The organism is Qipengyuania psychrotolerans (assembly GCF_019711355.1).
Lineage (GTDB): Bacteria > Pseudomonadota > Alphaproteobacteria > Sphingomonadales > Sphingomonadaceae > Qipengyuania > Qipengyuania psychrotolerans.
This window is the reverse complement of sequence record NZ_CP081297.1, coordinates 528,278-547,910: the sequence shown is the minus strand read 5'-3', so window position 1 is coordinate 547,910 and position 19,633 is coordinate 528,278. Positions and strand designations below refer to the sequence as shown.

Annotated in this window: 29 protein-coding genes and 1 tRNA gene; 22 read left to right on the top strand and 8 right to left on the bottom strand. The window is 59.1% G+C overall.

The window, feature by feature from the left end:
- Nucleotides 1–9: 9 nt before the first annotated feature.
- Both K3166_RS02625 and pspF read right to left on the bottom strand, forming a co-directional pair.
- The gene (locus K3166_RS02625; RefSeq protein WP_221423153.1) at nucleotides 10–1,593 is read right to left on the bottom strand and encodes a type II secretion system protein GspD; all 1,584 of its coding nucleotides are present in this window, start codon (nucleotides 1,591–1,593) and stop codon (nucleotides 10–12) included.
- 117 nt (nucleotides 1,594–1,710) lie between these two features.
- Nucleotides 1,711–2,736 carry a phage shock protein operon transcriptional activator gene (gene pspF, locus K3166_RS02620; RefSeq protein WP_221423152.1) on the bottom strand — a complete coding sequence of 342 codons (1,026 nt, stop codon included), beginning with the start codon at nucleotides 2,734–2,736 and terminating at the stop codon, nucleotides 1,711–1,713.
- A 160-nt stretch (nucleotides 2,737–2,896) separates the two neighbouring features.
- On the opposite strand from pspF, the gene K3166_RS02615 reads away from it, so the two are divergent.
- The 13 genes from K3166_RS02615 to K3166_RS02555 all read left to right on the top strand — a co-directional run bounded on the left by K3166_RS02615 (nucleotide 2,897) and on the right by K3166_RS02555 (nucleotide 7,335).
- Complete coding sequence (locus tag K3166_RS02615) at nucleotides 2,897–3,049, top strand: hypothetical protein (protein WP_221423151.1); 153 nt, start codon at nucleotides 2,897–2,899, stop codon at nucleotides 3,047–3,049.
- An 86-nt stretch (nucleotides 3,050–3,135) separates the two neighbouring features.
- Entirely contained in the window at nucleotides 3,136–3,927 is a 792-nt protein-coding gene (gene pspA / locus K3166_RS02610; protein ID WP_247714769.1) for a phage shock protein PspA, read from the top strand.
- 3 nt (nucleotides 3,928–3,930) lie between these two features.
- Entirely contained in the window at nucleotides 3,931–4,227 is a 297-nt protein-coding gene (pspB, locus tag K3166_RS02605) for an envelope stress response membrane protein PspB (RefSeq protein WP_221423150.1), read from the top strand.
- The gene (pspC, locus tag K3166_RS02600; protein ID WP_221423149.1) at nucleotides 4,224–4,601 is read left to right on the top strand and encodes an envelope stress response membrane protein PspC; all 378 of its coding nucleotides are present in this window, start codon (nucleotides 4,224–4,226) and stop codon (nucleotides 4,599–4,601) included. The genes pspB and pspC overlap by 4 nt, the downstream gene beginning before the upstream one ends.
- Before the next feature lie 24 nt (nucleotides 4,602–4,625).
- Nucleotides 4,626–4,940 carry a hypothetical protein gene (locus K3166_RS02595; protein WP_221423148.1) on the top strand — a complete coding sequence of 105 codons (315 nt, stop codon included), beginning with the start codon at nucleotides 4,626–4,628 and terminating at the stop codon, nucleotides 4,938–4,940.
- Nucleotides 4,937–5,251 carry a hypothetical protein gene (locus K3166_RS02590; protein ID WP_425594569.1) on the top strand — a complete coding sequence of 105 codons (315 nt, stop codon included), beginning with the start codon at nucleotides 4,937–4,939 and terminating at the stop codon, nucleotides 5,249–5,251. The genes K3166_RS02595 and K3166_RS02590 overlap by 4 nt, the downstream gene beginning before the upstream one ends.
- Nucleotides 5,251–5,565: a hypothetical protein gene (locus K3166_RS02585; protein ID WP_221423147.1), complete on the top strand. Its 315-nt coding sequence runs from the start codon at nucleotides 5,251–5,253 to the stop codon at nucleotides 5,563–5,565. The genes K3166_RS02590 and K3166_RS02585 overlap by 1 nt, the downstream gene beginning before the upstream one ends.
- On the top strand, nucleotides 5,562–5,855 hold the full coding sequence (locus K3166_RS02580) for a hypothetical protein (protein WP_221423146.1): 294 nt from the start codon (nucleotides 5,562–5,564) through the stop codon (nucleotides 5,853–5,855). Before K3166_RS02585 ends, K3166_RS02580 begins: the two co-directional genes overlap by 4 nt.
- Nucleotides 5,856–5,887: 32 nt before the next feature.
- The gene (locus K3166_RS02575) at nucleotides 5,888–6,124 is read left to right on the top strand and encodes a hypothetical protein (protein WP_221423145.1); all 237 of its coding nucleotides are present in this window, start codon (nucleotides 5,888–5,890) and stop codon (nucleotides 6,122–6,124) included.
- Nucleotides 6,121–6,294, top strand: coding sequence for a hypothetical protein (locus tag K3166_RS02570; RefSeq protein ID WP_221423144.1), 174 nt, complete (start codon nucleotides 6,121–6,123; stop codon nucleotides 6,292–6,294). Before K3166_RS02575 ends, K3166_RS02570 begins: the two co-directional genes overlap by 4 nt.
- 43 nt (nucleotides 6,295–6,337) lie before the next feature.
- Entirely contained in the window at nucleotides 6,338–6,745 is a 408-nt protein-coding gene (locus K3166_RS02565) for a SufE family protein (protein WP_221423143.1), read from the top strand.
- 1 nt (nucleotide 6,746) lies between these two features.
- Entirely contained in the window at nucleotides 6,747–7,097 is a 351-nt protein-coding gene (locus K3166_RS02560) for a YbaN family protein (protein WP_221423142.1), read from the top strand.
- Nucleotides 7,098–7,176: 79 nt separating this feature from the next.
- Entirely contained in the window at nucleotides 7,177–7,335 is a 159-nt protein-coding gene (locus K3166_RS02555; RefSeq protein ID WP_006833396.1) for a YqaE/Pmp3 family membrane protein, read from the top strand.
- Nucleotides 7,336–7,372: 37 nt separating this feature from the next.
- On the opposite strand, the gene K3166_RS02550 is transcribed toward K3166_RS02555, so the two are convergent.
- Genes K3166_RS02550 through K3166_RS02540 form a run of 3 tightly spaced genes read right to left on the bottom strand, consistent with a single transcriptional unit; the run spans nucleotide 7,373 to nucleotide 9,089 of the window.
- Entirely contained in the window at nucleotides 7,373–7,873 is a 501-nt protein-coding gene (locus K3166_RS02550; protein WP_221423141.1) for a sterol desaturase family protein, read from the bottom strand.
- Complete coding sequence (locus K3166_RS02545) at nucleotides 7,870–8,640, bottom strand: fatty acid desaturase (RefSeq protein WP_221423140.1); 771 nt, start codon at nucleotides 8,638–8,640, stop codon at nucleotides 7,870–7,872. The genes K3166_RS02550 and K3166_RS02545 overlap by 4 nt, the downstream gene beginning before the upstream one ends.
- Nucleotides 8,641–8,693: 53 nt before the next feature.
- Entirely contained in the window at nucleotides 8,694–9,089 is a 396-nt protein-coding gene (locus K3166_RS02540) for an acyl-CoA thioesterase (protein WP_221423139.1), read from the bottom strand.
- Between the two features lie 93 nt (nucleotides 9,090–9,182).
- Here K3166_RS02540 and leuC point away from each other — a divergent pair, with 93 nt between their 5' ends.
- The 8 genes from leuC (at nucleotide 9,183) to K3166_RS02500 (ending at nucleotide 14,498) form a co-directional block, all read left to right on the top strand.
- On the top strand, nucleotides 9,183–10,619 hold the full coding sequence (leuC, locus tag K3166_RS02535) for a 3-isopropylmalate dehydratase large subunit (RefSeq protein WP_221423138.1): 1,437 nt from the start codon (nucleotides 9,183–9,185) through the stop codon (nucleotides 10,617–10,619).
- Between the two features lie 39 nt (nucleotides 10,620–10,658).
- Nucleotides 10,659–10,817 carry an isopropylmalate isomerase gene (locus K3166_RS02530; RefSeq protein ID WP_221423137.1) on the top strand — a complete coding sequence of 53 codons (159 nt, stop codon included), beginning with the start codon at nucleotides 10,659–10,661 and terminating at the stop codon, nucleotides 10,815–10,817.
- Nucleotides 10,817–11,428, top strand: coding sequence for a 3-isopropylmalate dehydratase small subunit (leuD, locus tag K3166_RS02525; protein WP_221423136.1), 612 nt, complete (start codon nucleotides 10,817–10,819; stop codon nucleotides 11,426–11,428). Before K3166_RS02530 ends, leuD begins: the two co-directional genes overlap by 1 nt.
- Nucleotides 11,425–12,423, top strand: coding sequence for an NADPH:quinone oxidoreductase family protein (locus K3166_RS02520; protein WP_221423135.1), 999 nt, complete (start codon nucleotides 11,425–11,427; stop codon nucleotides 12,421–12,423). The genes leuD and K3166_RS02520 overlap by 4 nt, the downstream gene beginning before the upstream one ends.
- A 74-nt stretch (nucleotides 12,424–12,497) precedes the next feature.
- Complete coding sequence (locus K3166_RS02515) at nucleotides 12,498–12,824, top strand: DUF1476 domain-containing protein (protein WP_221423134.1); 327 nt, start codon at nucleotides 12,498–12,500, stop codon at nucleotides 12,822–12,824.
- A gap of 4 nt (nucleotides 12,825–12,828) precedes the next feature.
- Nucleotides 12,829–13,062, top strand: a complete 234-nt coding sequence (locus K3166_RS02510) for a BolA/IbaG family iron-sulfur metabolism protein (RefSeq protein WP_221423133.1) — start codon at nucleotides 12,829–12,831, stop codon at nucleotides 13,060–13,062.
- Nucleotides 13,063–13,102: 40 nt separating this feature from the next.
- Nucleotides 13,103–13,435, top strand: coding sequence for a Grx4 family monothiol glutaredoxin (gene grxD / locus K3166_RS02505; protein ID WP_221423132.1), 333 nt, complete (start codon nucleotides 13,103–13,105; stop codon nucleotides 13,433–13,435).
- Between the two features lie 283 nt (nucleotides 13,436–13,718).
- Nucleotides 13,719–14,498 (top strand): NUDIX hydrolase, encoded by a 780-nt coding sequence (locus K3166_RS02500; protein WP_221423131.1) that lies wholly within the window; start codon nucleotides 13,719–13,721, stop codon nucleotides 14,496–14,498.
- Nucleotides 14,499–14,505: 7 nt separating this feature from the next.
- On the opposite strand, the gene K3166_RS02495 is transcribed toward K3166_RS02500, so the two are convergent.
- A tRNA-Arg gene (locus tag K3166_RS02495) sits at nucleotides 14,506–14,582 on the bottom strand.
- A gap of 60 nt (nucleotides 14,583–14,642) precedes the next feature.
- On the opposite strand from K3166_RS02495, the gene K3166_RS02490 reads away from it, so the two are divergent.
- Nucleotides 14,643–15,353 (top strand): queuosine precursor transporter, encoded by a 711-nt coding sequence (locus K3166_RS02490; RefSeq protein ID WP_221423130.1) that lies wholly within the window; start codon nucleotides 14,643–14,645, stop codon nucleotides 15,351–15,353.
- Nucleotides 15,354–15,406: 53 nt separating this feature from the next.
- On the opposite strand, the gene K3166_RS02485 is transcribed toward K3166_RS02490, so the two are convergent.
- Nucleotides 15,407–18,412, bottom strand: a complete 3,006-nt coding sequence (locus K3166_RS02485) for a TonB-dependent receptor (RefSeq protein WP_221423129.1) — start codon at nucleotides 18,410–18,412, stop codon at nucleotides 15,407–15,409.
- 197 nt (nucleotides 18,413–18,609) lie between these two features.
- The gene (virB11, locus tag K3166_RS02480) at nucleotides 18,610–19,629 is read right to left on the bottom strand and encodes a P-type DNA transfer ATPase VirB11 (RefSeq protein ID WP_221423128.1); all 1,020 of its coding nucleotides are present in this window, start codon (nucleotides 19,627–19,629) and stop codon (nucleotides 18,610–18,612) included.
- Between the last annotated feature and the right edge of the window lie 4 nt (nucleotides 19,630–19,633).

Below are 19,633 nucleotides of genomic sequence, written 5' to 3'. Positions count from 1 at the left end.
CTGCGAACCTTAATCTTCGTCTCCTTCGGCAGGCATCAATTCATCACGGGGCGCGGGCGCGTTATTCTCGAACCTGCGATGGCGCACGATCCTCGGCGTGATGACGATGTACAATTCGGTTGTTGTGCTGGTGGAGCGTTCCGTACGGAAAGCAGCGCCAAGCAGCGGGATATCTCCCAGCAGCGGTATCTTTGACTTGGTCGTCAGGACGTTTTCCTGCGTCAGGCCGCCAATCACAAAGGTTTCGCCGTCACGCACCGAGGCGCTGGTCTCTGCCTCGCGCTGGCTGATCGTGGGATAGCCTTGGCTGAAGCCGGTCACACTCGACACCACGCCATAGATTTTCGATGTAATATATCCGTCAGTACTGACGCGCGGCGCGATCTGGAGCGTCACGCCGACATTCACATACTGGACCTGCTGGGACACGCCATTGACGCCCGAAAGCTGGATCGAAGTCAGGATCGGCAAGGCATCGCCCGTGATGATCTTGGCAGTAGAGCCGCTCTGCGCCGCGATCCGCGGACGCGAGACGATCCGGCCTTCGCCCTTCTGTATCTGCGCGTAAATCGCCGCCTGCAACTGGCCTGATGGCAAGACATCGGTCGGGTCCACGCCGAATGGGAGAAAACCGCCGGTTGCAAGGTTGCCGACAGCGATCTGACCATTCGAGTTGGTGAAATCGATCCCGAGATTGCGGGCACCCGTTTCGGTCAGTTCCACGAACTGCGTTTCGAGGATGACGCTGTCCACCGGCACGTCGATCAGTTCGATCTGACGCTTGACCCGCTCAATCCGCTCTTGCGATCCGGTAACCCAGATTGCGTTGAGGCGGCGATCGACGGCGAGGCCATTGCCGACATTCTGGCCCAGCGGCTGGTCTTCGCGTTCCGCCTGCTGGGGCGCGCCGATATAGCTGGTCGACTGGTTGGCACCAGGCGAACCGAAACCAGGTTCGCGGCGGATGAAGACATCGTTGGGCGCAATCTCTGCACCATCGGCAAGCAGTCCGACGATCTCGGATACGTCGGCATACTTCAGGAATACCAACTCGTAGGAATCGCCGGGCTGATAGCTGTCAAAGGGTCCGCGCTGCAGTTCCTGCTGTGGGACCACATCTTCGCCTTCGGAACCGATCGGGCGTGTGCCGAGAGTTTCCTCGTCGCTCACTTGCTCTACCCGGACCTGGATCGCCGAATTGCCCATCGTTTCCGCGCGAATTCGTGCCGGTCGCGCCGTATCAAAACGCAGGACAAGGCTGCTGCCCTCGGTCACGAATTGCAGAGAGCGGACCAGCCCGCGGAAAGTCTGACGGTTGAGAATGCGGCCAACCTTCAGGCTGGTGGCCATCACCAGTTCCGGGCGGGTGGGATTGGTATCGATAGTCGCAACGCGCGGTTCTGAGGGTGAGAAACGCAGCATGAAGGTCGCCGCGCCTTCGTCTTCCGAGACCAGCCGGATATCTTCCAGCACAGAAGGCACGACCTGCGCACGTGCAGGCGCGAACGAAAACACCGCCGCAATTGATGCGAACAGCGCCAGAACTGCCAAAACTGCACGGTACCCTGCGACCCGGGTGCTTACCGTCACCATTGATGTAGATTTCCCAATCCCTGCGGCAGACATACCGCACATCCTGTGCGCGGCAATAGCCATTGCAGGGAATCCCACGACAAGTTGCAGGAATGAGACAGTCCGAAAAACGCCGGACTAGCTGTCGTCGGCCAGCCCGTGCTTCTTGATCGCATGGCGAAGCTGATCGTAGCTCAGCCCGAGCGCCTTGGCGGTCTGGCGCTGGTTCCAGCGATGCTTGCCCAGGCAATGCTCGACGATCTTTCGCTCATGAGCGTCGACCGCTGCCCGCAAATCATCAATGCCATCCAGATCGGGCTGCGCGCCTTCAGAAGCGGCGGCTGCAGGAGCCTGGGGCCGCGACTGCGGCGTGGGCGGCGAGACCGGCTTCCACGGACTGTCGAACGGATCGAACTGGGCATGACCGATGGGGCTCTCCCAATTGTCCCAGCGGTAGACCGCCCGCTCCACGACATTGCGCAATTCACGCACGTTGCCGGGCCATGGGTGGTTCTCCAGCTCCTCGTTCACATGATCGCTGAAGCCGGGCCAACGCTCCCAGCCGAGTTCAGCGCCCATGCGCCGGCCAAAGTAATCAGCGAGCACGGCGATATCGCCTTCTCGCACACGTAGCGGAGGAAGAGTGATGACTTCAAAACTTAGACGGTCGAGCAAATCGGCCCGAAACTCGCCGCGCTCCGCCTTGGCGGGCAGGTCTTCATTGGTTGCCGCCACGATCCGCACATCGACCCGCATCGGACGGGACGAGCCAATCCGCGTCACCTCGCCATATTCGACAGCCCGCAGCAGGCGCTCTTGTGCGCCCATCGACAATGTACCCAGTTCGTCGAGGAATAGCGTACCCCTGTCGGCTTCTTCAAACCTTCCAGCGCGGGTTTTGGTAGCGCCTGTGAAGGCACCCGCCTCATGACCGAATAATTCGGCTTCAATGAGGGTTTCGGGTAGCGCGGCACAGTTCATGGTGACGAGCGCCTCGTCCCACCGGGTTGAAAGACGGTGCAGACGTTCTGCAATGAGTTCCTTGCCCGTTCCGCGCTCTCCGATCACCAGGACCGGCCGCCGCATGGGGGCTGCACGGCTGGTCCGCTCGACCGCGTCGAGGAATGCGCCGGACTGCCCGATAAACTGATTTTCCCTCTCCATGGCCAATATATAGTGATTTTCACCAATGGTTGGCAATAGGCGCCATGATGTAACACTGGGAAACTTGCGGATTGTCTCGGATTTCTCCCGTTTTTCGAGTTTGGCACGCTGTTTGCTGAACACAGGACAACAACGCCAACGTCGTCCAGGGAGGACAACCATGTACACCCGCAAATTCTTTCAGACCCAGCTCGGACAAGCCGCACTCGCCAGCATCGCTGCGATGACCGCCTTTGTCGTGCTTAGTTCGCAAGTTGCGGTGACAACCCCGGTCCAGACACTCGCTTCGTACGAGCAGGTCGAAATCGCGTGACCGACAAGACACCCCTAGGGCCGGAGCGGAATACTCCCGATAGTCCCCGCGCTCCGGCCCGCCCCCATAAACCGCACGGCGTCCGCCTGGCGCGGATCGATCGCGAAGCCCAGCGGGCGCGCGATTGGACCAATCCCGACGCAGTGAATACAAAGATCAGTGAGTTCTTTTCAACCGGAGCACCCTTGATGGGCATTTTTAGCCGAACCCGTGATATCGTCGCCGCGAACTTCAACGACATGTTGGACAAGGCGGACGACCCTCAGAAGATGATCCGCATGATCATCCTCGAGATGGAAGAAACGCTGGTCGAAGTCCGTGCCAGCGCGGCGCGCACCATTGCCGACCAGAAAGAAATGCACCGCCACACAATCAAGCTGGACAAGCTTGAAGCCGATTGGGGCGAAAAGGCCCAGCTCGCCCTGTCGAAGGACCGCGAAGACCTGGCCCGCGCCGCACTGGTCGAAAAGAAGAAAGCTTCCGGCATGTCGGAACAGCTCAAACAGGAAATCGCAGTGCTCGATGATGCGCTGCGTGCCTATGAGCAGGACATCCAGAAGCTGCAGAACCGCCTGCGCGAAGCTCGCAGCCGCCAGACCGCCATCGCTGCGCGTCTCGAAAGCGCCGAGAACCGCGTCAAGCTGCGCAGCCTGATGACTGAAGACCGTGTCGATGATGCGCTGAGCCGCTTCGACCAGCTGGAACGCCGCGTAGATTACGCCGAAGGCCGCGCCGAAGCGCTGTCCATCTCCGATGGCAGCAAGCAGCCCAGCCTGTCCGACGAGATTGCCGCGCTCGAAGGCGCCGATGCAATCGACGACGAACTCGAGCAGATGAAAAAGGCGCTCGGCAAGTCCGACGCCAAGAAGGAGGACTGATCCGTGGACGAAATTTTTGCAATCGTAGCGATCTTTATCGCGCTGCCGTGGATCATCCTCCACTACATTACCAAGTGGAAGACTTCCGCCACGATCACCACCGATGACGAAGCCTTGCTCGAGGAACTCTACAACCTCGCCAAGCGCCTCGATGACCGGATGGATACGGTCGAGCGCCTGGTCGCTTCCGACAACCCCGAATTCCGCCCCGCCCGCCTCGTGCATGACAGCGAGAAGGACAATGAACAGCTGCGCGAACTCGAACAGCTGATCGCCGAGAAAAAAGGAGCAGCAAAGTGAACTCCCCCCGCACCACTCTCTATCGTGACAAGCAGAATGCCAAACTGATGGGCGTTTGCTCGGGCATCGCGGACTATACCGGCGTCAACGCTTTCTGGGTGCGCCTCGGGTTCCTTGGCCTGACATTCATGACCGGCGGTTCGACCATCCCGTTCTACTTCATTGCCGGGATCCTGTTGAACAAGAAGCCCGCTCATCTGTACTCCGAACCGGAAGAGCAGCGCTATTGGCAGCGTGTTCGCCAGAGCCCGAAGCGGACAGCCCGCGAAATCCGCGGCCGCATGAAGGACATTGATCGCCGCCTGGCCGACGTTGAAACCTTCTATGTCAGCAGCAATCCGCGCTTGAACGCCGAAATCGAGCGCCTGCGCTAATCAACCAACAAGAGGGGAAAGACGATGGATGCGGGCATAATAGGAGTATTCATTCCGATCATCGCGCTGATGATCCCGATCGTGGCGATCTGGACCAAGCACCAGCAGAAGCTTGCCGAGATGAACATCCGGACAACTGCACAAGCAACCGCCGAACAGGCAGCGCAGTATGCCAGCAAGATGCAGCAGATCGATGACCGCGTACAGGTGCTGGAGCGCATCATTACCGACAGGGGCTATGACGTAGCCACCCAGATCGAGGCATTGCGCGACCAGCGCCGGGTCGATGAGAGTGCCGCTGGGGTTCCCCTCGACATCGGCAACCGGGAGAAAGTATGATGGATTTTCCAATTACCGAAATCACCGTCATCGTCGGTGTTGCGATCCTAGCATTTGGCTGGATCACCACCACCTGGATGCGGATCAAGAACGGCTACCCGCTTGAAAACAGCTGGGGCAAGGCGGTCTATCCCAAGAACGACCAGGCAGTCGAACGGGTCAAGCTGCTCACTCAGGAAAACGCGGAACTTCGCGCCGAACTGGGTTCGCTGAAGGATCGCCTTGGCAATGTGGAGCGCATCGTGACTGACAGCGGTTATCACCTGACTAACGAGATTGATCGCTTGCGTGATACACAGGGAGCGAATTGATGGATCCGGAACTTATCCTGATATTCGGTTTCGTCCTGACCCTTGTCGCACTGGCGATGACTACAGGCATCCTGATCCATCGCCGCCAAGTCAATCACGAGGAGCGCCGCGCCGAGCTCAAGGTGCGTGAAGCCGAGGCAAAGGCACAGCAGGCTCGTTATGCCAACGGCGATTACAGCAAGATGGAAGAGCGCGTCCGCGTGCTCGAACGCATCGCGACCGACAGCAACCATGCGCTTGCATCGCAGATCGAGGAATTGCGCGACCTTCAGTCAATCGAGGATCGCACCAGGATGCCGGAGACTGCACAGTGAGTTTCTGGACTGCCATATTCATGATCGCCGTGGTCTTCGCAGTCGCAGAGGTCTTCAAGGCCCGATACCGCTCCGACAAAGGCATTACCCGTGATTTCATGGGCAATGAAAGCTTCGGAAATAACGGGGCCGACCAAGAAGCGCAGCGCGAACTTGATGACCTGCGTGAACGCATCAAGGTGTTGGAGAGGATCGCCACCGACGGCAATTCTCTCGACGCCAGCGAGACACAGAGGATTGCCGCCGAAATCGAAGCCCTGCGCGATAAGCAGGTCGACAAAGGCAAGTAGGAACCGACTGTTTCAAGGAGGACATGAGGGAAATGTTCGAACCGACAGTGATAATCGCCGCGGCCTCGCTTATCGGCCTCGTCATCGTAGCAGCTGCCTTGTTGCGCGGCTGGCATGACTGGATCGAATTGAAGCGGATCGAGCTGGAGCGTGAGGAAGCACCGCAAAAGGATACCGGCAGCGCGATGGGCGCCGCTCGTATCGAACTGGCGGACCTGCGCGAGCGGATCAAGAAGCTCGAAGCTATCGCCAGCGGAGTGGATCTATGAGCGCGACAAACAGTGCCGCGCAGGCCGGGATCGGCCTCGGCAGCGCCATTGCGGTGGCAATCTCATGGAGCCAGCACGAATCAATCGTCTGGGCAATTATCCAGGGCTTCTTCAGCTGGTTTTACGTGATCTATTTCGCATTCACGCGTCCCGGTGGCCTCGCCGGATAAGCGCGATGGACGCAGACGCCCTTGCTGGCTACAGCCCGCGGCCATGCGAACACTTTCCGATATTGCAGAAGAATATGACTTTCTCGAAGGCGATGAACGGTATCGCCTGCTGATTGAACTTGGCCGCGATCTGGAGCCCATGCCCGACCCGCTCAAGACTGATGCAACGCTGGTGCGCGGTTGTTCGGCCGCAGTCTGGGTTTATCCCACAGTCGAAGCGGGCAAGCTGCATTTCCTCGCTGACAGCAACGCTGCGATTACCAAGGGCATAATCGCGCTGGTCATCGCTGCCGTCCAGGACAAGCAGGCCGAAGAAGTTGCGTCGATGGACATCACTGCAGCGCTCGAACCCTTCGACCTCAAAAACCAGCTCTCCAGCAACCGGACACAGGGCGTGCCCAATATGATCGGCCTGGTGAAAGAGCATGCGGCGCGAATAGCCGCTGCTTAATATGCGCCGGCATTTCTACCGAGCGTGCGGCTTCCTGTTCGTCGGACTTGGCGCTGTCGGCGCCTTCCTGCCGATCATGCCGACGGTCCCCTTCCTGCTCCTGGCAGTCTATTTCTTCGCGCGGTCCAGCCCCGAGCTTGAGCAAAAAATCCTCGATCATCCGTCGTGGGGGCCGCAGGTCCGCGATTGGCGCGAAAGGCGGGCGATAAGCCGGCGCGCGAAAACCACGGCGATTGGGGCCATGAGTATCGGCGCTGTGGTCACCTGGTATACGCTAGGCGAGCCGTGGTATTACATCTCGATCGCGATCCTGGTGATCGCCGGGACCTGGATTGCCACGCGCAACGAATAGGCGCGATGCGGGAACGCACCGTTATTCAGTCCGTTAAATCACCATACGGACGGGGGGATGACCAAAGGAACATCCTCAAATGGCAATTCTCATTCTCATCGCGACCATCCTGCTTCCCCCGCTCGGCGTTGCAGCCAAGCACGGGCTTGGCAAGACCACGCTGATCAATCTCGTGCTGACGCTGCTCGGGTTTATTCCGGGTCTGATCCACGGACTTTACGTGAACTACGCGCGGTAAGCAGACGATTTGAAGAATTCTTGGAAGCGCCGGGGCCTCAGGCTCCGGCGCTTTCGCGTACGACGGCTATTCCAGCCGCTTTCTGCCGTTTGAGTTCCGCCTTCAACTTGGCCGGATCGCGGGCGATGACGAAACCGAAGCTGACCCCGCCTTCCTTGCCGATGGTCGCATGGTGCAGCTTGTGTGCCTGCACCAAACGCTTGGCATAACCCTTCTTGGGCACCCACCGGAAATAACGCTGATGGACCAGGCCATCGTGCACGAAAGTGTAGATCAGCCCATAGCAAGTGATGCCGAAGGCGGTCCACCAAAGCAGGTCTGACCACACATAGCCGATGGCAAACATGGCGAAGACTATCGTGCCGAACGTCACGGCATACAGGTCGTTCTTTTCCAGCTTGTGGTCATGCGGTTCGTGATGGTCGCGGTGCCATCCCCACCCCCAGCCATGCATGACGTACTTGTGCGCCCACCAGGCAAACAGTTCCATCCCTACGATGGACAGGAATATCGTGAGAAGGATAGCAGGCAGGCTCATTTCGGCAGCTCGGTTTGCGACGACTTGCGGCGTTCGGCAGGCAATCCCCACCAAGGGACATGCGGTGCCAGATGATGTTCGTGATGATACCCGAAATGGAAACAGCTGGCGAGAGATGCAAGGCTCCCGAAGGTATCGCTGCGCGCATTGTGGCGATCCACAAACGAATCTTCACCGTGGCGATGGGGGCGGAACGTGCCGAAGTAGAACAGCTGGATCGATGACGCGATAGCAGGAGCGCCGTAGAGAAGGACGATTTTTTCGACCGGCACGTTCAGCACGAGCCAGTAGATGATCACTACGGAACTGACGAACAGGGCGGATTGCCAGCCGAAATATCGCTTCAGGAAAGTGGCATACCACGGCCAGAACCGCGTCGGATGATCGGCACTGAAATCGGGATCGTCGGCTGACCCGGGTGACTTGTGGTGCGCGAAATGGGCATCGCGCATCTTGCGCCAGCCAAAACCGGCATACAGGAACAGTAGCGCGCCGCCGATCACGCCGTTGATCCGCCCGCCCCCCGGAACCAGAGAGCCGTGCATCGCGTCATGGCTGACAATGAAAAGCCCGACCGAGAGCCAGCACTGTAACAGCGCAATTGCGACCGCGAGCGGCAGCGTGCTCCACGAAAGCTCGAATACGAACATCGCGAAAAGATGGATCGCAAGCCAGCCGCCAAATATCGCCGAGGCAAGCAGCAGGCCGACAAAGGCCTGCCAGCTCGCGCCTGGTTTGGATCGGTTGATGTTACGGGCTGCGACCATGGCCGCCTTCTACCGCGCCAGCGACAGGTGCCGCAAGGCCTGTGAAAGAGCGCCTAGTCCGGGAAGAAGAACTTGACGACTTCCTTCTGGAGGCGCGCCGGCCTCAGTGTCGTGGAATCGATGCAGCACCATGCGCTCTTCACTTCGGCCAGAACATCTTCGCCGCGCTGGATTACTGTCGAGTAGAATGCGCGGGCGCCCTGCACCTTTTCCAGAACGGTGCTCGCGATCACATCGTCATGGAGAAACGCGGGGCGCCGATAAGTGATTTCGTGCTTCAGCGCGACCCACGCCTTGCTCGCCACTTCTTCAGCGGGAGCGATCTTGTTCCAGTGCGCAAGCACGGCATCCTGCACCCAGTTCAAATAGCGCGCGTTGTTCACGTGCCCCATGAAATCGATATCGGCGGGAATCACTTTGATTGGAAAGGCGAATGGTTTTGCTGACATGAGTGTTAGTAGAGCAGGGAAAGGTTAACTTGGGAAGACTCTGGATTTGCCATTTTGCGCGAGTGACATTCCTGCCGCAAACCTGCGCTCGAAATGGCAAGCAAACCGCGCACACTCTACGAGAAGATCTGGGACGCCCATGTTGTCGAGCGGCAGGACGATGGGACCTGCCTGCTCTATATCGACCGGCACCTCGTCCACGAAGTCACCAGCCCGCAGGCATTCGAAGCGCTGCGGGTTAGCGGCCGCACGGTTCGCCGCCCCGACCTGACGCTTGCCGTGCCCGATCACAACGTGCCGACCACGGCCCGCGTGGCTCCCGATGGTTCGCGCCTACCGATCGAGGATGCGCAAAGCGCCGCCCAGTTGGCAGCGCTGGAAAGCAATGCCCCGCAGTTCGGCATTCGCTATATCGACGCAGTTGCTCCCGAACAGGGCATCGTCCACGTGGTCGGGCCTGAGCAGGGCTTCTCGTTGCCCGGTGCAACGATCGTGTGCGGGGACAGCCACACTGCGGCGCATGGCGGCATTGGCGCGCTGGCATTCGGCATCGGCACAAGCGAAGTCGAACATGTCCTGGCCACCCAGACATTGTTGCTGCGGCAGGCCAAGACGATGGAAATCCGGGTGGAAGGTCAACTCGGCCCCGGTGTGACACCCAAAGACCTGATCCTCCACGTGATCGGCGTGATCGGGACGGCTGGCGGCACAGGGCACGTCATCGAATATCGCGGCGAGGTCTTCGAGCAAATGAGCGTCGAGGGGCGGCTGACTGTCTGCAATATGAGCATCGAGGGCGGCGCCCGGGCAGGCATCATCGCGCCCGACGAGACCGTCTACGACTATCTCAAGGGCCGGCCCTACGCGCCGAAGGGAGATGATTGGGACCGCGCGATAGGCTGGTGGCGTTCACTCGCCACGGATGAAGGCGCCAGTTTCGACAAGTCGGTGGTGGTCGATGCCGCAGACATCGAGCCGACGGTAAGCTGGGGAACCAGTCCCGAGGATGTTGTCGCGATCGGGGGAGCAATCCCGGAACCTGAAAGCTTTGCCGACCCATCGAAGCAGGAAGCGGCCCGCAAGAGCCTCGACTACATGGGCCTTACCGCAGGCACCCCGATGGAGGATATCGCCATCGAGAATGTCTTCATCGGTTCATGCACGAATAGCCGGATCGAAGATTTGCGCGCCGCCGCATCGGTATTGAAAGGCCGCACCAAGGCACCCGGCGTGCGCTGGGCAATCGTGGTCCCCGGCTCTGGCCTCGTCAAACGGCAGGCGGAGGCAGAAGGTCTCGACCGCATATTCACCGACGCTGGCTTTGAATGGCGCGAGCCGGGTTGCTCGGCATGTCTGGCGATGAACCCGGACAAGGTCCCGCCCGGTGAACGCTGCGCTTCCACCAGCAACCGCAATTTCGTGGGGCGGCAAGGTCCCGGTTCGCGAACGCACCTGCTCAGCCCTGCGATGGCTGCCGCGGCAGCGGTAAACGGGCGGCTCACCGATGTGCGTAAACTCTCGGACGGGTAAACCCTTGCCCTTCAACGTTTGCCATCCCATGAGACAATCATGACAAAGATACCCAAAGGTAAGGCCGCTATCGCAAGTGCGATCGGATCGGCCGCAATCGCAGCGGCGCTTCTCTATGCGAACAAGCGCCGCGAGAAGAAAAACCAGCCCAGCCAGCCGGGCCCGATCCCCTCTGGCGAAAACCCGGAAACTGACTGATGGACAAGGTGTCGACAATAGAAGGACGCGCAATTCCGCTCGGCCTGAAAAACATCGACACCGATGTGATTATCCCTGCGCACTGGCTCAAGACCGTGAGCCGCGAAGGTCTTGGCAAGGGCGCTTTCGAAACGATCAGGCAAACACCTGGCAATCCGTTCGACGTCGAGGATTTTGCCGGCGCCCCGATCCTGATCGCGGGCGACAACTTCGGTTGTGGCTCTAGCCGCGAGCACGCAGCCTGGGCCATGCTCGATCTGGGTCTGCGCGCAGTCATTGCGCCGAGTTTCTCGGATATTTTCGCGGGCAATGCCTTCAAGAACGGCATCCTGGCAGTTGAATTGCCGCAGGAGCAGGTTGACCGCCTGCTTGAAGTGGCGAAGGTTTCGCCCATCACCATCGATCTGGAAAACCAGGTGGTCACAACCCCCTTCCAGGATCGTTTCGCTTTTGACATCGACCCGTTCCGCAAGCTCTGCTTGCTGGAGGGTCTCGACGAAATCGGCCTGACGCTCAAACGCGATGAGGCCATCACCACTCATGAAGAACAGCGCGCTGGCAGCCTTCCCTGGCTCGATGCGCCGCAACACAACCGGAGAGACGCAGCATGAAAGCAGTCCTGTCGAAGGAAACCGGCGGTCCCGAAACCCTCGTGGTCGAGGAAATCGACGCGCCCACGCCCGGAAAAGGCGAAGTGCTGATCGACGTGGCTGCTTGCGCGATTAACTTCCCCGACACGCTGATCATCCGCGATATGTACCAGTTTAAACCCCCACGCCCCTTCGCCCCGGGCGGTGAAATTTCCGGCACCATCGAGGCGCTTGGTGAAGGCGTGGAAGGCTTTGCAGTCGGTGACCGCGTGATCTGCGGCGTGGGCAATGGCGGCTTGCAGGAAAAGGTCGCCGTATCAGCGGCCCGCCTGTTCAAGGTGCCGGAAGGGATCGACCTGGTTCAGGCCAGCGCGTTGCTGATGACCTATGGCACGACGATCCATGGCCTGAAGGACCGCGGCGACATCAAGGAGGGCGAGACAGTTCTGGTGCTTGGTGCGGCTGGCGGTGTCGGGCTCTCGGCAGTGGAACTCGCCAAGGCATATGGTTGCCGCGTTGTCGCAGCAGTCTCTACCGAAGAAAAAGGCGAGGTGGCGAAACAGGCCGGTGCGGACGAGGTCGTCATCTATCCGCGTGCGCCGTTCGACAAGGACACTTCCAAGCAGCTGGCGAGCGATTTCAAAGCTGCGGTCGGTCCCAATGGCGCTGACATCGTCTATGATATCGTTGGCGGCGATTATTCCGAACCAGCGCTACGTTCGATTGCCTGGGAAGGCCGTTTCCTTGTTATCGGGTTCCCGGCGGGGATCGCGAAAATGCCCCTGAACCTGACCCTCCTGAAAAGCTGCGACATTCGCGGCGTGTTCTGGGGCGCGTTTACTGCGCGCGAGCCGGAACGTAACAATGCCAACATCGCCGAGCTGTTCGATCTTTGGAAGGCGGGCAAGATCAATCCGCTGGTCAGCGAAACCTACCCGATCGAACGTGCCCATGAAGCCATCGCCAAGCTGGAAAATCGCGGCGCGATTGGCAAACTCGTGGTCACGATGGACTGACTGCGGCGATCATACTCTTGCCCCTTTGACGCGGTATACCTATTCGAGAGGCAACTTTTTCCAAGGGGATAGACATGACCGACTTCAAGGACCGCGAACGCGGAGAAGAATCCAAGTTCGCCTTCGACCAGGAAACCGACTTCAAGATCGCAGCACGGCGTAACCGCCTGCTGGGTGAATGGGCCGCCGGCCTGATGGGCCTGACCGAAGAAGAAACAGACGCCTACAAGAAGGCAGTCGTTCAGGCTGACTTCGAAGAGGCCGGCGACGAAGACGTCGTTCGCAAGCTGCTTGGCGATCTGACCGGGGCGGAGTGCGAAGTCAGCGAAGCCGACATCCGTGCCAAGCTGGAAGAATGCTCCGTCGAAGCGCGACGCCAGTTCATGAGCGATCAGAAGTAATCCGATGCCGATGGCTTCTCAAGACATCGTCGCGCTGATCGAAGGGGCACTTCCGGGTGCCACCGTCGAGATGCGCGATCTTGCCGGCGACAACGATCACTGGGCGGCGAAAGTCGTGGCCCCGCAATTCGCCGGCAAAACACGCGTTGCGCAGCATAAGATGGTATATGACGCTCTGGGTGACCGCATGGGCGGGGAACTGCACGCCTTGCAACTGACCACCCAAGCCCCCACCTGACCTCCTACGATATTCAAGTTTCAACAAAGGCAGGGCACATATGTCCGACGTAAATTCGCGCATCTCCGACATCGTTGGCAGCAACGATGTCGTTCTCTTCATGAAGGGCACACCGCTCTTCCCGCAATGCGGCTTCTCCAACCGTGCAGTGGCGATCCTCGACCACTGCGGCGTCGCTTATGAAAGCGTCGATGTCCTCCAGGACATGGAAGTGCGGCAGGGCATCAAGACTTTTTCGGAATGGCCCACGATCCCCCAGCTTTACGTGAAGGGTGAATTTGTCGGCGGCAGCGACATCATGATGGAAATGTTCGAGGCCGGCGAACTCCAGACCATGATGGACGAAAAGAAAGTCGCCAAAGCCGAAGGCTGACTTTTCCCATCGCTGAAACGGGTAAGGCCCGCCTGGGGGACGTCCAGGCGGGCCTTTTATTTGGTTTGAGACGAACCGGGAGACCAGGGATGGTCCGTCTCACGAAGACCAAACGATATGCGTAACACCATGCAGATTGCGTGCCAAAAACGAAAAACTCGCGGTTTCAGCGACAGGCGATGGTTAACGCTTCAAGCACGAAGACCCCCTTTGTAAATATTCCCGACAGCACAGCGCGGCTTGACCTTGGCAACGCCAAGCAGACGCGGCACAAGCGTACTCAATGAACGCGAACCGCCAGCCTGACGCCCCCATTCCCGCTGCAACGCTGGTTATATTTCGCAAGGGCAGATCCGCTCCCGAACCCGAAATCCTGATGACCGTCCGCTCGCGCAACATGTCGTTCGCTGGCGGGATGGCCGTATTCCCAGGCGGGCGCGTCGACCCCCAGGACCGCGACCTCGCTGCGCGTCACGCACCCGAAGCCGAAATAGACGAGGTGGCTCACCGGATCGCGGCAATCCGCGAGACGCTGGAAGAAACGGGCCTTGCCATCGGACTGTCAGGCGAGATGGATGCACAGCGCGCTGCCGACGCAAGGACCCTGCTGCTGGATCGGCGCGAACTGGCTCCCGTGCTGGACAGGTTCAACCTAACGCTCGATCTTTCCGCGCTTACGCCGTTTGCCCGGTGGTTGCCGCTGGGCCTGGCGCACAACCGCATTTTCGACACCATGTTCTACCTCGCCGATCTGGGGACCGGCGCAGTCGAGATCGAGGTCGATGCGACGGAAAACACCCGCCTGTTCTGGGTCAGCGCGCAGGAAGCGCTCGAAATGGCAGATCGCGGTGATATCTCTGTCATCTACCCCACCCGGCGAAACCTGGAGAGGCTCGCTCAATTCGATTCCTACGAATCGGCGCGCGATCACGCGGAGGCAACGCCGGTCCGCGCAATCACACCTGAAGTGATCGAGGAAGCCGATGGCTCGTTCCTCTCGATCCCCGATGATTTGGGCTATCCCGTCACGCGCGAACGGATGACCGACGTAAAACGTAGCTAGGATTATTTGGCGCGCCCGGCAGGACTCGAACCTGCTGCCTCAAGATTAGAAGTCTCGCGCTCTATCCAGATGAGCTACGGGCGCGCGCGGGTGGAGCCATAACGCGGCTTTGCCTGTCCGCCAATCGGCGATAGACAGCGCGCTATGGAAAAGCCAAATCCCCCAGCCGCCCAGCAACGCTTCCGCTACTATGATATCGTCATGGCAAGCTTCGTTGCGGTGTTGCTCCTGTCTAACGTGATCGGCGCAGCCAAGCTGTCCACTGTGGCAGGCTTTACCTTCGGAGCAGGCATCCTGTTCTTCCCGATCAGCTATGTCATCGGAGACGTGCTGACCGAGGTTTACGGTTATGCCAAGGCGCGGCGCGTAATCTGGGTCGGCTTTGCGGCGATGATCTTCATGGCCTTCATGAGCTGGGCAGTTGTCGCCATGCCTCCAGCGGCAAGCTGGGACGGTCAGGGAGCCTATGAAAGCGTGTTCGGCCAGGTTCCGCGCATCGTCGCTGCATCGATTATCGCGTTCTGGGCCGGGGAATTCGTCAACTCATATGTGCTCGCGCGCATGAAGGTCTGGACCAAGGGCAAGGCGCTGTGGAGCCGCACCATCGGTTCGACGGTCTTCGGGCAGGCGGTCGACAGCGCGATCTTTTATCCGATCGCGTTCCTAGGGGTATGGGAAACCCGCGATGTTCTGATCGTGATGGTCAGCAATTGGCTGCTCAAGGTACTGTGGGAGGCTGCGCTGACCCCTGTGACCTATATCGTGGTTGGCAAGCTCAAGCGCGCAGAAGGCGCCGAAGTATTCGATACCGACACCGATTTCTCGCCTTTCGCAACAAGCAAACCTAGCGAATAGAAAAAGGGCGGCCCACTGGACCGCCCCTTCCCGTTTCCCTTTTACCAGATGTCTTAGAACTTCGCGCCAATCGCGACGCCGTAGCGGCGCGGATCGAGTGTGAAGATGTTGGTGAAGTTCCCCGATGATGCGTCGGTCAGGTAAAGCCCTGTGACCGAGTTGGCATCGAAGATATTCTGTACGAAAGCACGGACATACCAGCGCTCGTCAGCTGAGTTGAGCTGGATTTGAGCATTGGCCTGTACGAACGGTTCGATCCGGTTGACCGAGCCGTTGAACACATTGCCGTACTGTTCGCCGGTGAGTGCAAGGTCAAAGCGCGGTACCAGTGTCATGCCGCCACCGAATTCGGCCGTGTACTGCACGCCGATCGATGCCTTGTATTCAGGCGCCTGGGGCAGTTTGTTGCCCTTGAGGTTTACCTCGACACCCGGGCTCAGCACCGAGAGCGCACCGAAGCTGTCAATGAACGGCTGAAGCGCGACCAAGGCAGGATCAATGGCCCCGATATTGCCGGTTACCGCAGCCTCATAGATGCTGCAGATACCGAAAGCACCCGACGAGGCGATGCCGCCGTCGCTGGGGAATTCATTGGTACCTTGCAGGCCGAAGAACGGATTGAGGAAGTTGACAAAGGCATCAGCGCCCGCGCCCGTGATCGCACAATGCGAACCATTGCCGAGATCCTTGATGATCACGGCATCCGGATCGCCGCCACCGGGATCGCGCGGGTTAGTGAAGAACTGATCGCCTGCAACCTCGGCATTGAGGTAGCTGAGGTTCATGTTGATCAGCCAGTTATAGCTCGGCGAGAAAACCGTCTCCAGTTCCAGGCCCCAGATCTTGGCATCAATCGTATCGTTGACCGAAGTACGGGCGACAATACGGCTGAGCTGGAGACCTTTGTAATCGTAGTAGAAGCCGGTGAGGTTCACCTGTGCCGCACCGTCGAGGAACGTGTTCTTCGACCCGATTTCAAAGGCGTCGATCTGCTCTGAACCGAAGCTCTCGGCGACAGCGAAGATCGGCGAAAGCGGTGGGTTGATACCGCCCGACTTGTAGCCTCGCGAGTACGAGAAATACAATTTGTTGTCCGGGCTGATCTCGTAATCCAGAACGGCACGGCCAGTGATTTCGTTGAACGACACCTCGCGGGTCTGGAACAACTGGTTGCCGTCCGTCCCCGGATCAGCGTCATAACCGCCGACGAAAGGAGAATCGAACGGATCGCCATCGTTGCTGAACGGGTTCAGGAAGCTGGCAAGTGTTGTCCGCGCGGTGACGCTCTTCGTGTCGTCATTGTAACGCAGGCCGCCAGTGAACTTCAGGCGATCGCTGATATCGTAGTAGACTTCGCCGAAGATACCGAAGCTCTTCAGTTTGAAATCAGTCGTATTGTTTCGATACATCGATGTCGCGAGATAGGATGGCGGCAACGGCGCAGGTGCGCCGGTATCCGGGTCGGTATTTGCGAAAGCTGCGAATGTCCCGAGTATGGCGGTGGCATAGTCGAGCCCGAAATTGTTTACATAGTAGCTGTTTTCGCTGACTTCGGATTCGGCGTAAATTCCCCCGACCAAGAAGTTCAGCGGACCATCGAGATCGCTTGAGAGGATGACCTCCCCTGCCCACGAAGTCTGATCCTGATTGGACCTGTCGAAGCTGAGCGGTGCATCGGAGCATATCGAGTGACCCTCGAAGACGCCTTGGTTGCCCTGCAGATTGTTCGAGGTACAAAGTTGCCCGTCAGGACCGCCGGGAATGAGTGCCGCCACGATCGGCGAGAAATAAGCCGATGACCCCGGAATAAAAGGCGGGTTGGCCACACCAGTCGGCAAGCCGTTCGCTCCGAAAAAGGCGAGCGTATTGAGCGCCGTCGCATAACCGCTGCGATCAAGCACGCCGAGATTGTAATCCTGGCGGCTATCGACCGTGGTTTCCTGGTAAATACCGGTCACCGACAGGTTCATTGAACCGATCGCCTGATCGAGATGCGCCTGCAATTGCAGCTCGTCCGCGAAATAATTCGGCTGGAAGGGTGTGTTGACGACGCGCACATTATCCGGCTCGTCGAAATTGGCGAAGCCGTCCTCACCGTAAACGCTGCCAAGCGCCAAGGCATCGGGGATGCCCTGGATGCGGAAAAGTTCCGCCGAAGTCAGGACGGTGGCAAGTGTGGAGTTCGCATTCGTGCTGTCGAAATCGCGGCGGGTGTTGAGACAGCCGAGAACGCCGGTGGGATCGCGCTGACAGGTCTGCTTTTGAATGCGCAGCCGGTCATCGTCCTCGCGGAAGTAGAACCCCATCAGATCGATTGTGGTGTTCGCGGTCGGTTCAAAGCGCAGCGATCCGCGGATCGCGTACATGTCGCGGCCATCGATGTCGGAACCGTCATAGAGGTTCTCGGTGTAACCATCACGGTTCAGATAATAGCCTGCGACGCGGACACCGATGGTTTCGCCGATGGGCACATTGACCATGCCCTTGGTCTTGATGCTGTTATAGTTGCCGTATTCAAATTCGGCGGCAGCACCAAAGCCCGACAGGTCCGGCTTTGCCGTAACTACGTTGACCACGCCTGATGTCGCGTTGCGTCCGAACAAGGTCCCTTGCGGACCGCGAAGAACTTCGACCCGCTCAAGATCGAAATATTCCGCTTCGAACAGGCGCGTTCCGAACAGCGGCGAACCGTTCACATGGATCGCAGTCGCTGCATCGCAGGTGACGCCAACGCAAAGGTCGCCGATACCGCGAATGGTAAAGCTGGAACTGGTGAAGTTCGACTTGGTGAAAGAGACGTTGGGAAGGGTCAGCTGAAGATCGCTCGCATTTTCGATCTGCTGCGCCTCAAGTGCCTCGGCATCGAATGCGCTGACCGCGATTGGAACTTCCTGCAAGCTTTGCGCTTGTCGCTGCGCGGTAACGATAATGACGCGGTTATTGTCGGTCGTTTCCGCAATCCCCGATTGGCTATCGTCTCCAGTGACGTCTTGCGCGTAGGCTGGAACGGCGAGCGCACCTGCGCAGATACCGGCCAAAAGGCCTGCTCTGATCCTCATATTCCCTCTCCTCGTCTGACCGTCTCTCGCGGCGGTCTGGAGGGAAAAGCTATCATGAAATCGTATTCAGGCAAGGGATTGCGCATTATTGTTGCGCTGCACCACCACTTTGCACTGGATATGTTGCGGTTGCGAAGTGCCCAACATTGCGATGACGCTACGGCATTGAGGGTTTTCAGAAAATTGGTATAAATGCCTTACGGGACGAGCAAATCGGCACTTTCGGCGATTTGCGCAATTCCGCGCTTGCCGTTTTCATCACGCTTGAGTTGTACAAGTACGTCGATAACGCTTGCGGCATAAGCAATGGTGTCCTGCCGTGTGAGCCCGATTCCCGTTTGCATGACCATCAAGGACAGCTGCTCCAGCGCCCCGCGAAGGCTGTTGGCGTGGATCGTGGAGAAGCTGCCGGGGTGGCCGGTATTGATCGCCCGGAGGAAGCTGACGCTTTCCGCGCCGCGCAGCTCGCCCAGCACAATACGGTCAGGCCTCAGGCGCAGCGCAGCCTGCAGCAATTCGTTGGCCGAGACTTTTGCTTCGCCCAGTTCGCCTTTGACAGCGACCAGCCCGACACCGTTCTCTCCCGGGAACTTCAATTCAGGCGTGTCTTCGACAAGGACGACGCGTTCGTGTCGCGGAATTTCGCCAAGCATCGCGTTCAGGAACGTGGTCTTGCCCGTGCTGGTACCACCGGACACCAAGATCGTGCGGCGCTGGCGAATTGCTTCTCGCAAAAAAGCGATTGGTTCGGCCTGCGCATCTGGGAGCGCCGGATGCTGGCCCTTGGACAATGGCCCGGTGTCGTACGCGTCGAGTGGCAGGTCCAGCCTGCGATGGCGACGGATAGCCATGGCCCAATGCTTGCGCGCTGCGGGAGGGCCGCAGAACTGCACGCGCGCGCCATCCGGCAGCGTCGCCCCGAGCAGCGGATGCTCCCGATTGATGCCCTGATGACTGACCCGGGCAACCTGTTCGGCTAGCCGCTGGATCAGTCGATCATCGATCTCGGGTCGTTCAATCTTCTGCATCCCGCCCGCAGCGACATCTTCCACCCAGACCTCGCCGGGCCTGTTGACGAGAATTTCAGTGACCGTGTCGCGATTGAGCCATTCGGAAAATGGTTTGAGATAGGCATCGAGATAGACGCTGCGCTCGCCATTCAAATTCACCGGCAAAGCGTTTTCGTCGGGCTGAAAGGGATGGATATCGGCGGTCATCGAC

Coding starts and splice junctions, on each gene's coding strand:
- K3166_RS02625 (WP_221423153.1), bottom strand. CDS start 1,593: ATGGTGACGGTAAGCACCCGGGTCGCAGGGTACCGTGCAGTTTTGGCA.
- K3166_RS02570 (WP_221423144.1), top strand. CDS start 6,121: ATGAGCGCGACAAACAGTGCCGCGCAGGCCGGGATCGGCCTCGGCAGC.
- K3166_RS02595 (WP_221423148.1), top strand. CDS start 4,626: ATGGATGCGGGCATAATAGGAGTATTCATTCCGATCATCGCGCTGATG.
- K3166_RS02560 (WP_221423142.1), top strand. CDS start 6,747: ATGCGCCGGCATTTCTACCGAGCGTGCGGCTTCCTGTTCGTCGGACTT.
- K3166_RS02515 (WP_221423134.1), top strand. CDS start 12,498: ATGACCGACTTCAAGGACCGCGAACGCGGAGAAGAATCCAAGTTCGCC.
- K3166_RS02615 (WP_221423151.1), top strand. CDS start 2,897: ATGTACACCCGCAAATTCTTTCAGACCCAGCTCGGACAAGCCGCACTC.
- pspF (WP_221423152.1), bottom strand. CDS start 2,736: ATGGAGAGGGAAAATCAGTTTATCGGGCAGTCCGGCGCATTCCTCGAC.
- grxD (WP_221423132.1), top strand. CDS start 13,103: ATGTCCGACGTAAATTCGCGCATCTCCGACATCGTTGGCAGCAACGAT.
- K3166_RS02520 (WP_221423135.1), top strand. CDS start 11,425: ATGAAAGCAGTCCTGTCGAAGGAAACCGGCGGTCCCGAAACCCTCGTG.
- K3166_RS02555 (WP_006833396.1), top strand. CDS start 7,177: ATGGCAATTCTCATTCTCATCGCGACCATCCTGCTTCCCCCGCTCGGC.
- leuD (WP_221423136.1), top strand. CDS start 10,817: ATGGACAAGGTGTCGACAATAGAAGGACGCGCAATTCCGCTCGGCCTG.
- virB11 (WP_221423128.1), bottom strand. CDS start 19,629: ATGACCGCCGATATCCATCCCTTTCAGCCCGACGAAAACGCTTTGCCG.
- K3166_RS02545 (WP_221423140.1), bottom strand. CDS start 8,640: ATGGTCGCAGCCCGTAACATCAACCGATCCAAACCAGGCGCGAGCTGG.
- K3166_RS02510 (WP_221423133.1), top strand. CDS start 12,829: ATGCCGATGGCTTCTCAAGACATCGTCGCGCTGATCGAAGGGGCACTT.
- K3166_RS02550 (WP_221423141.1), bottom strand. CDS start 7,873: ATGAGCCTGCCTGCTATCCTTCTCACGATATTCCTGTCCATCGTAGGG.
- K3166_RS02585 (WP_221423147.1), top strand. CDS start 5,251: ATGGATCCGGAACTTATCCTGATATTCGGTTTCGTCCTGACCCTTGTC.
- K3166_RS02500 (WP_221423131.1), top strand. CDS start 13,719: ATGAACGCGAACCGCCAGCCTGACGCCCCCATTCCCGCTGCAACGCTG.
- K3166_RS02485 (WP_221423129.1), bottom strand. CDS start 18,412: ATGAGGATCAGAGCAGGCCTTTTGGCCGGTATCTGCGCAGGTGCGCTC.
- K3166_RS02590 (WP_425594569.1), top strand. CDS start 4,937: ATGATGGATTTTCCAATTACCGAAATCACCGTCATCGTCGGTGTTGCG.
- leuC (WP_221423138.1), top strand. CDS start 9,183: ATGGCAAGCAAACCGCGCACACTCTACGAGAAGATCTGGGACGCCCAT.
- K3166_RS02530 (WP_221423137.1), top strand. CDS start 10,659: ATGACAAAGATACCCAAAGGTAAGGCCGCTATCGCAAGTGCGATCGGA.
- K3166_RS02575 (WP_221423145.1), top strand. CDS start 5,888: ATGTTCGAACCGACAGTGATAATCGCCGCGGCCTCGCTTATCGGCCTC.
- K3166_RS02565 (WP_221423143.1), top strand. CDS start 6,338: ATGCGAACACTTTCCGATATTGCAGAAGAATATGACTTTCTCGAAGGC.
- K3166_RS02490 (WP_221423130.1), top strand. CDS start 14,643: ATGGAAAAGCCAAATCCCCCAGCCGCCCAGCAACGCTTCCGCTACTAT.
- K3166_RS02540 (WP_221423139.1), bottom strand. CDS start 9,089: ATGTCAGCAAAACCATTCGCCTTTCCAATCAAAGTGATTCCCGCCGAT.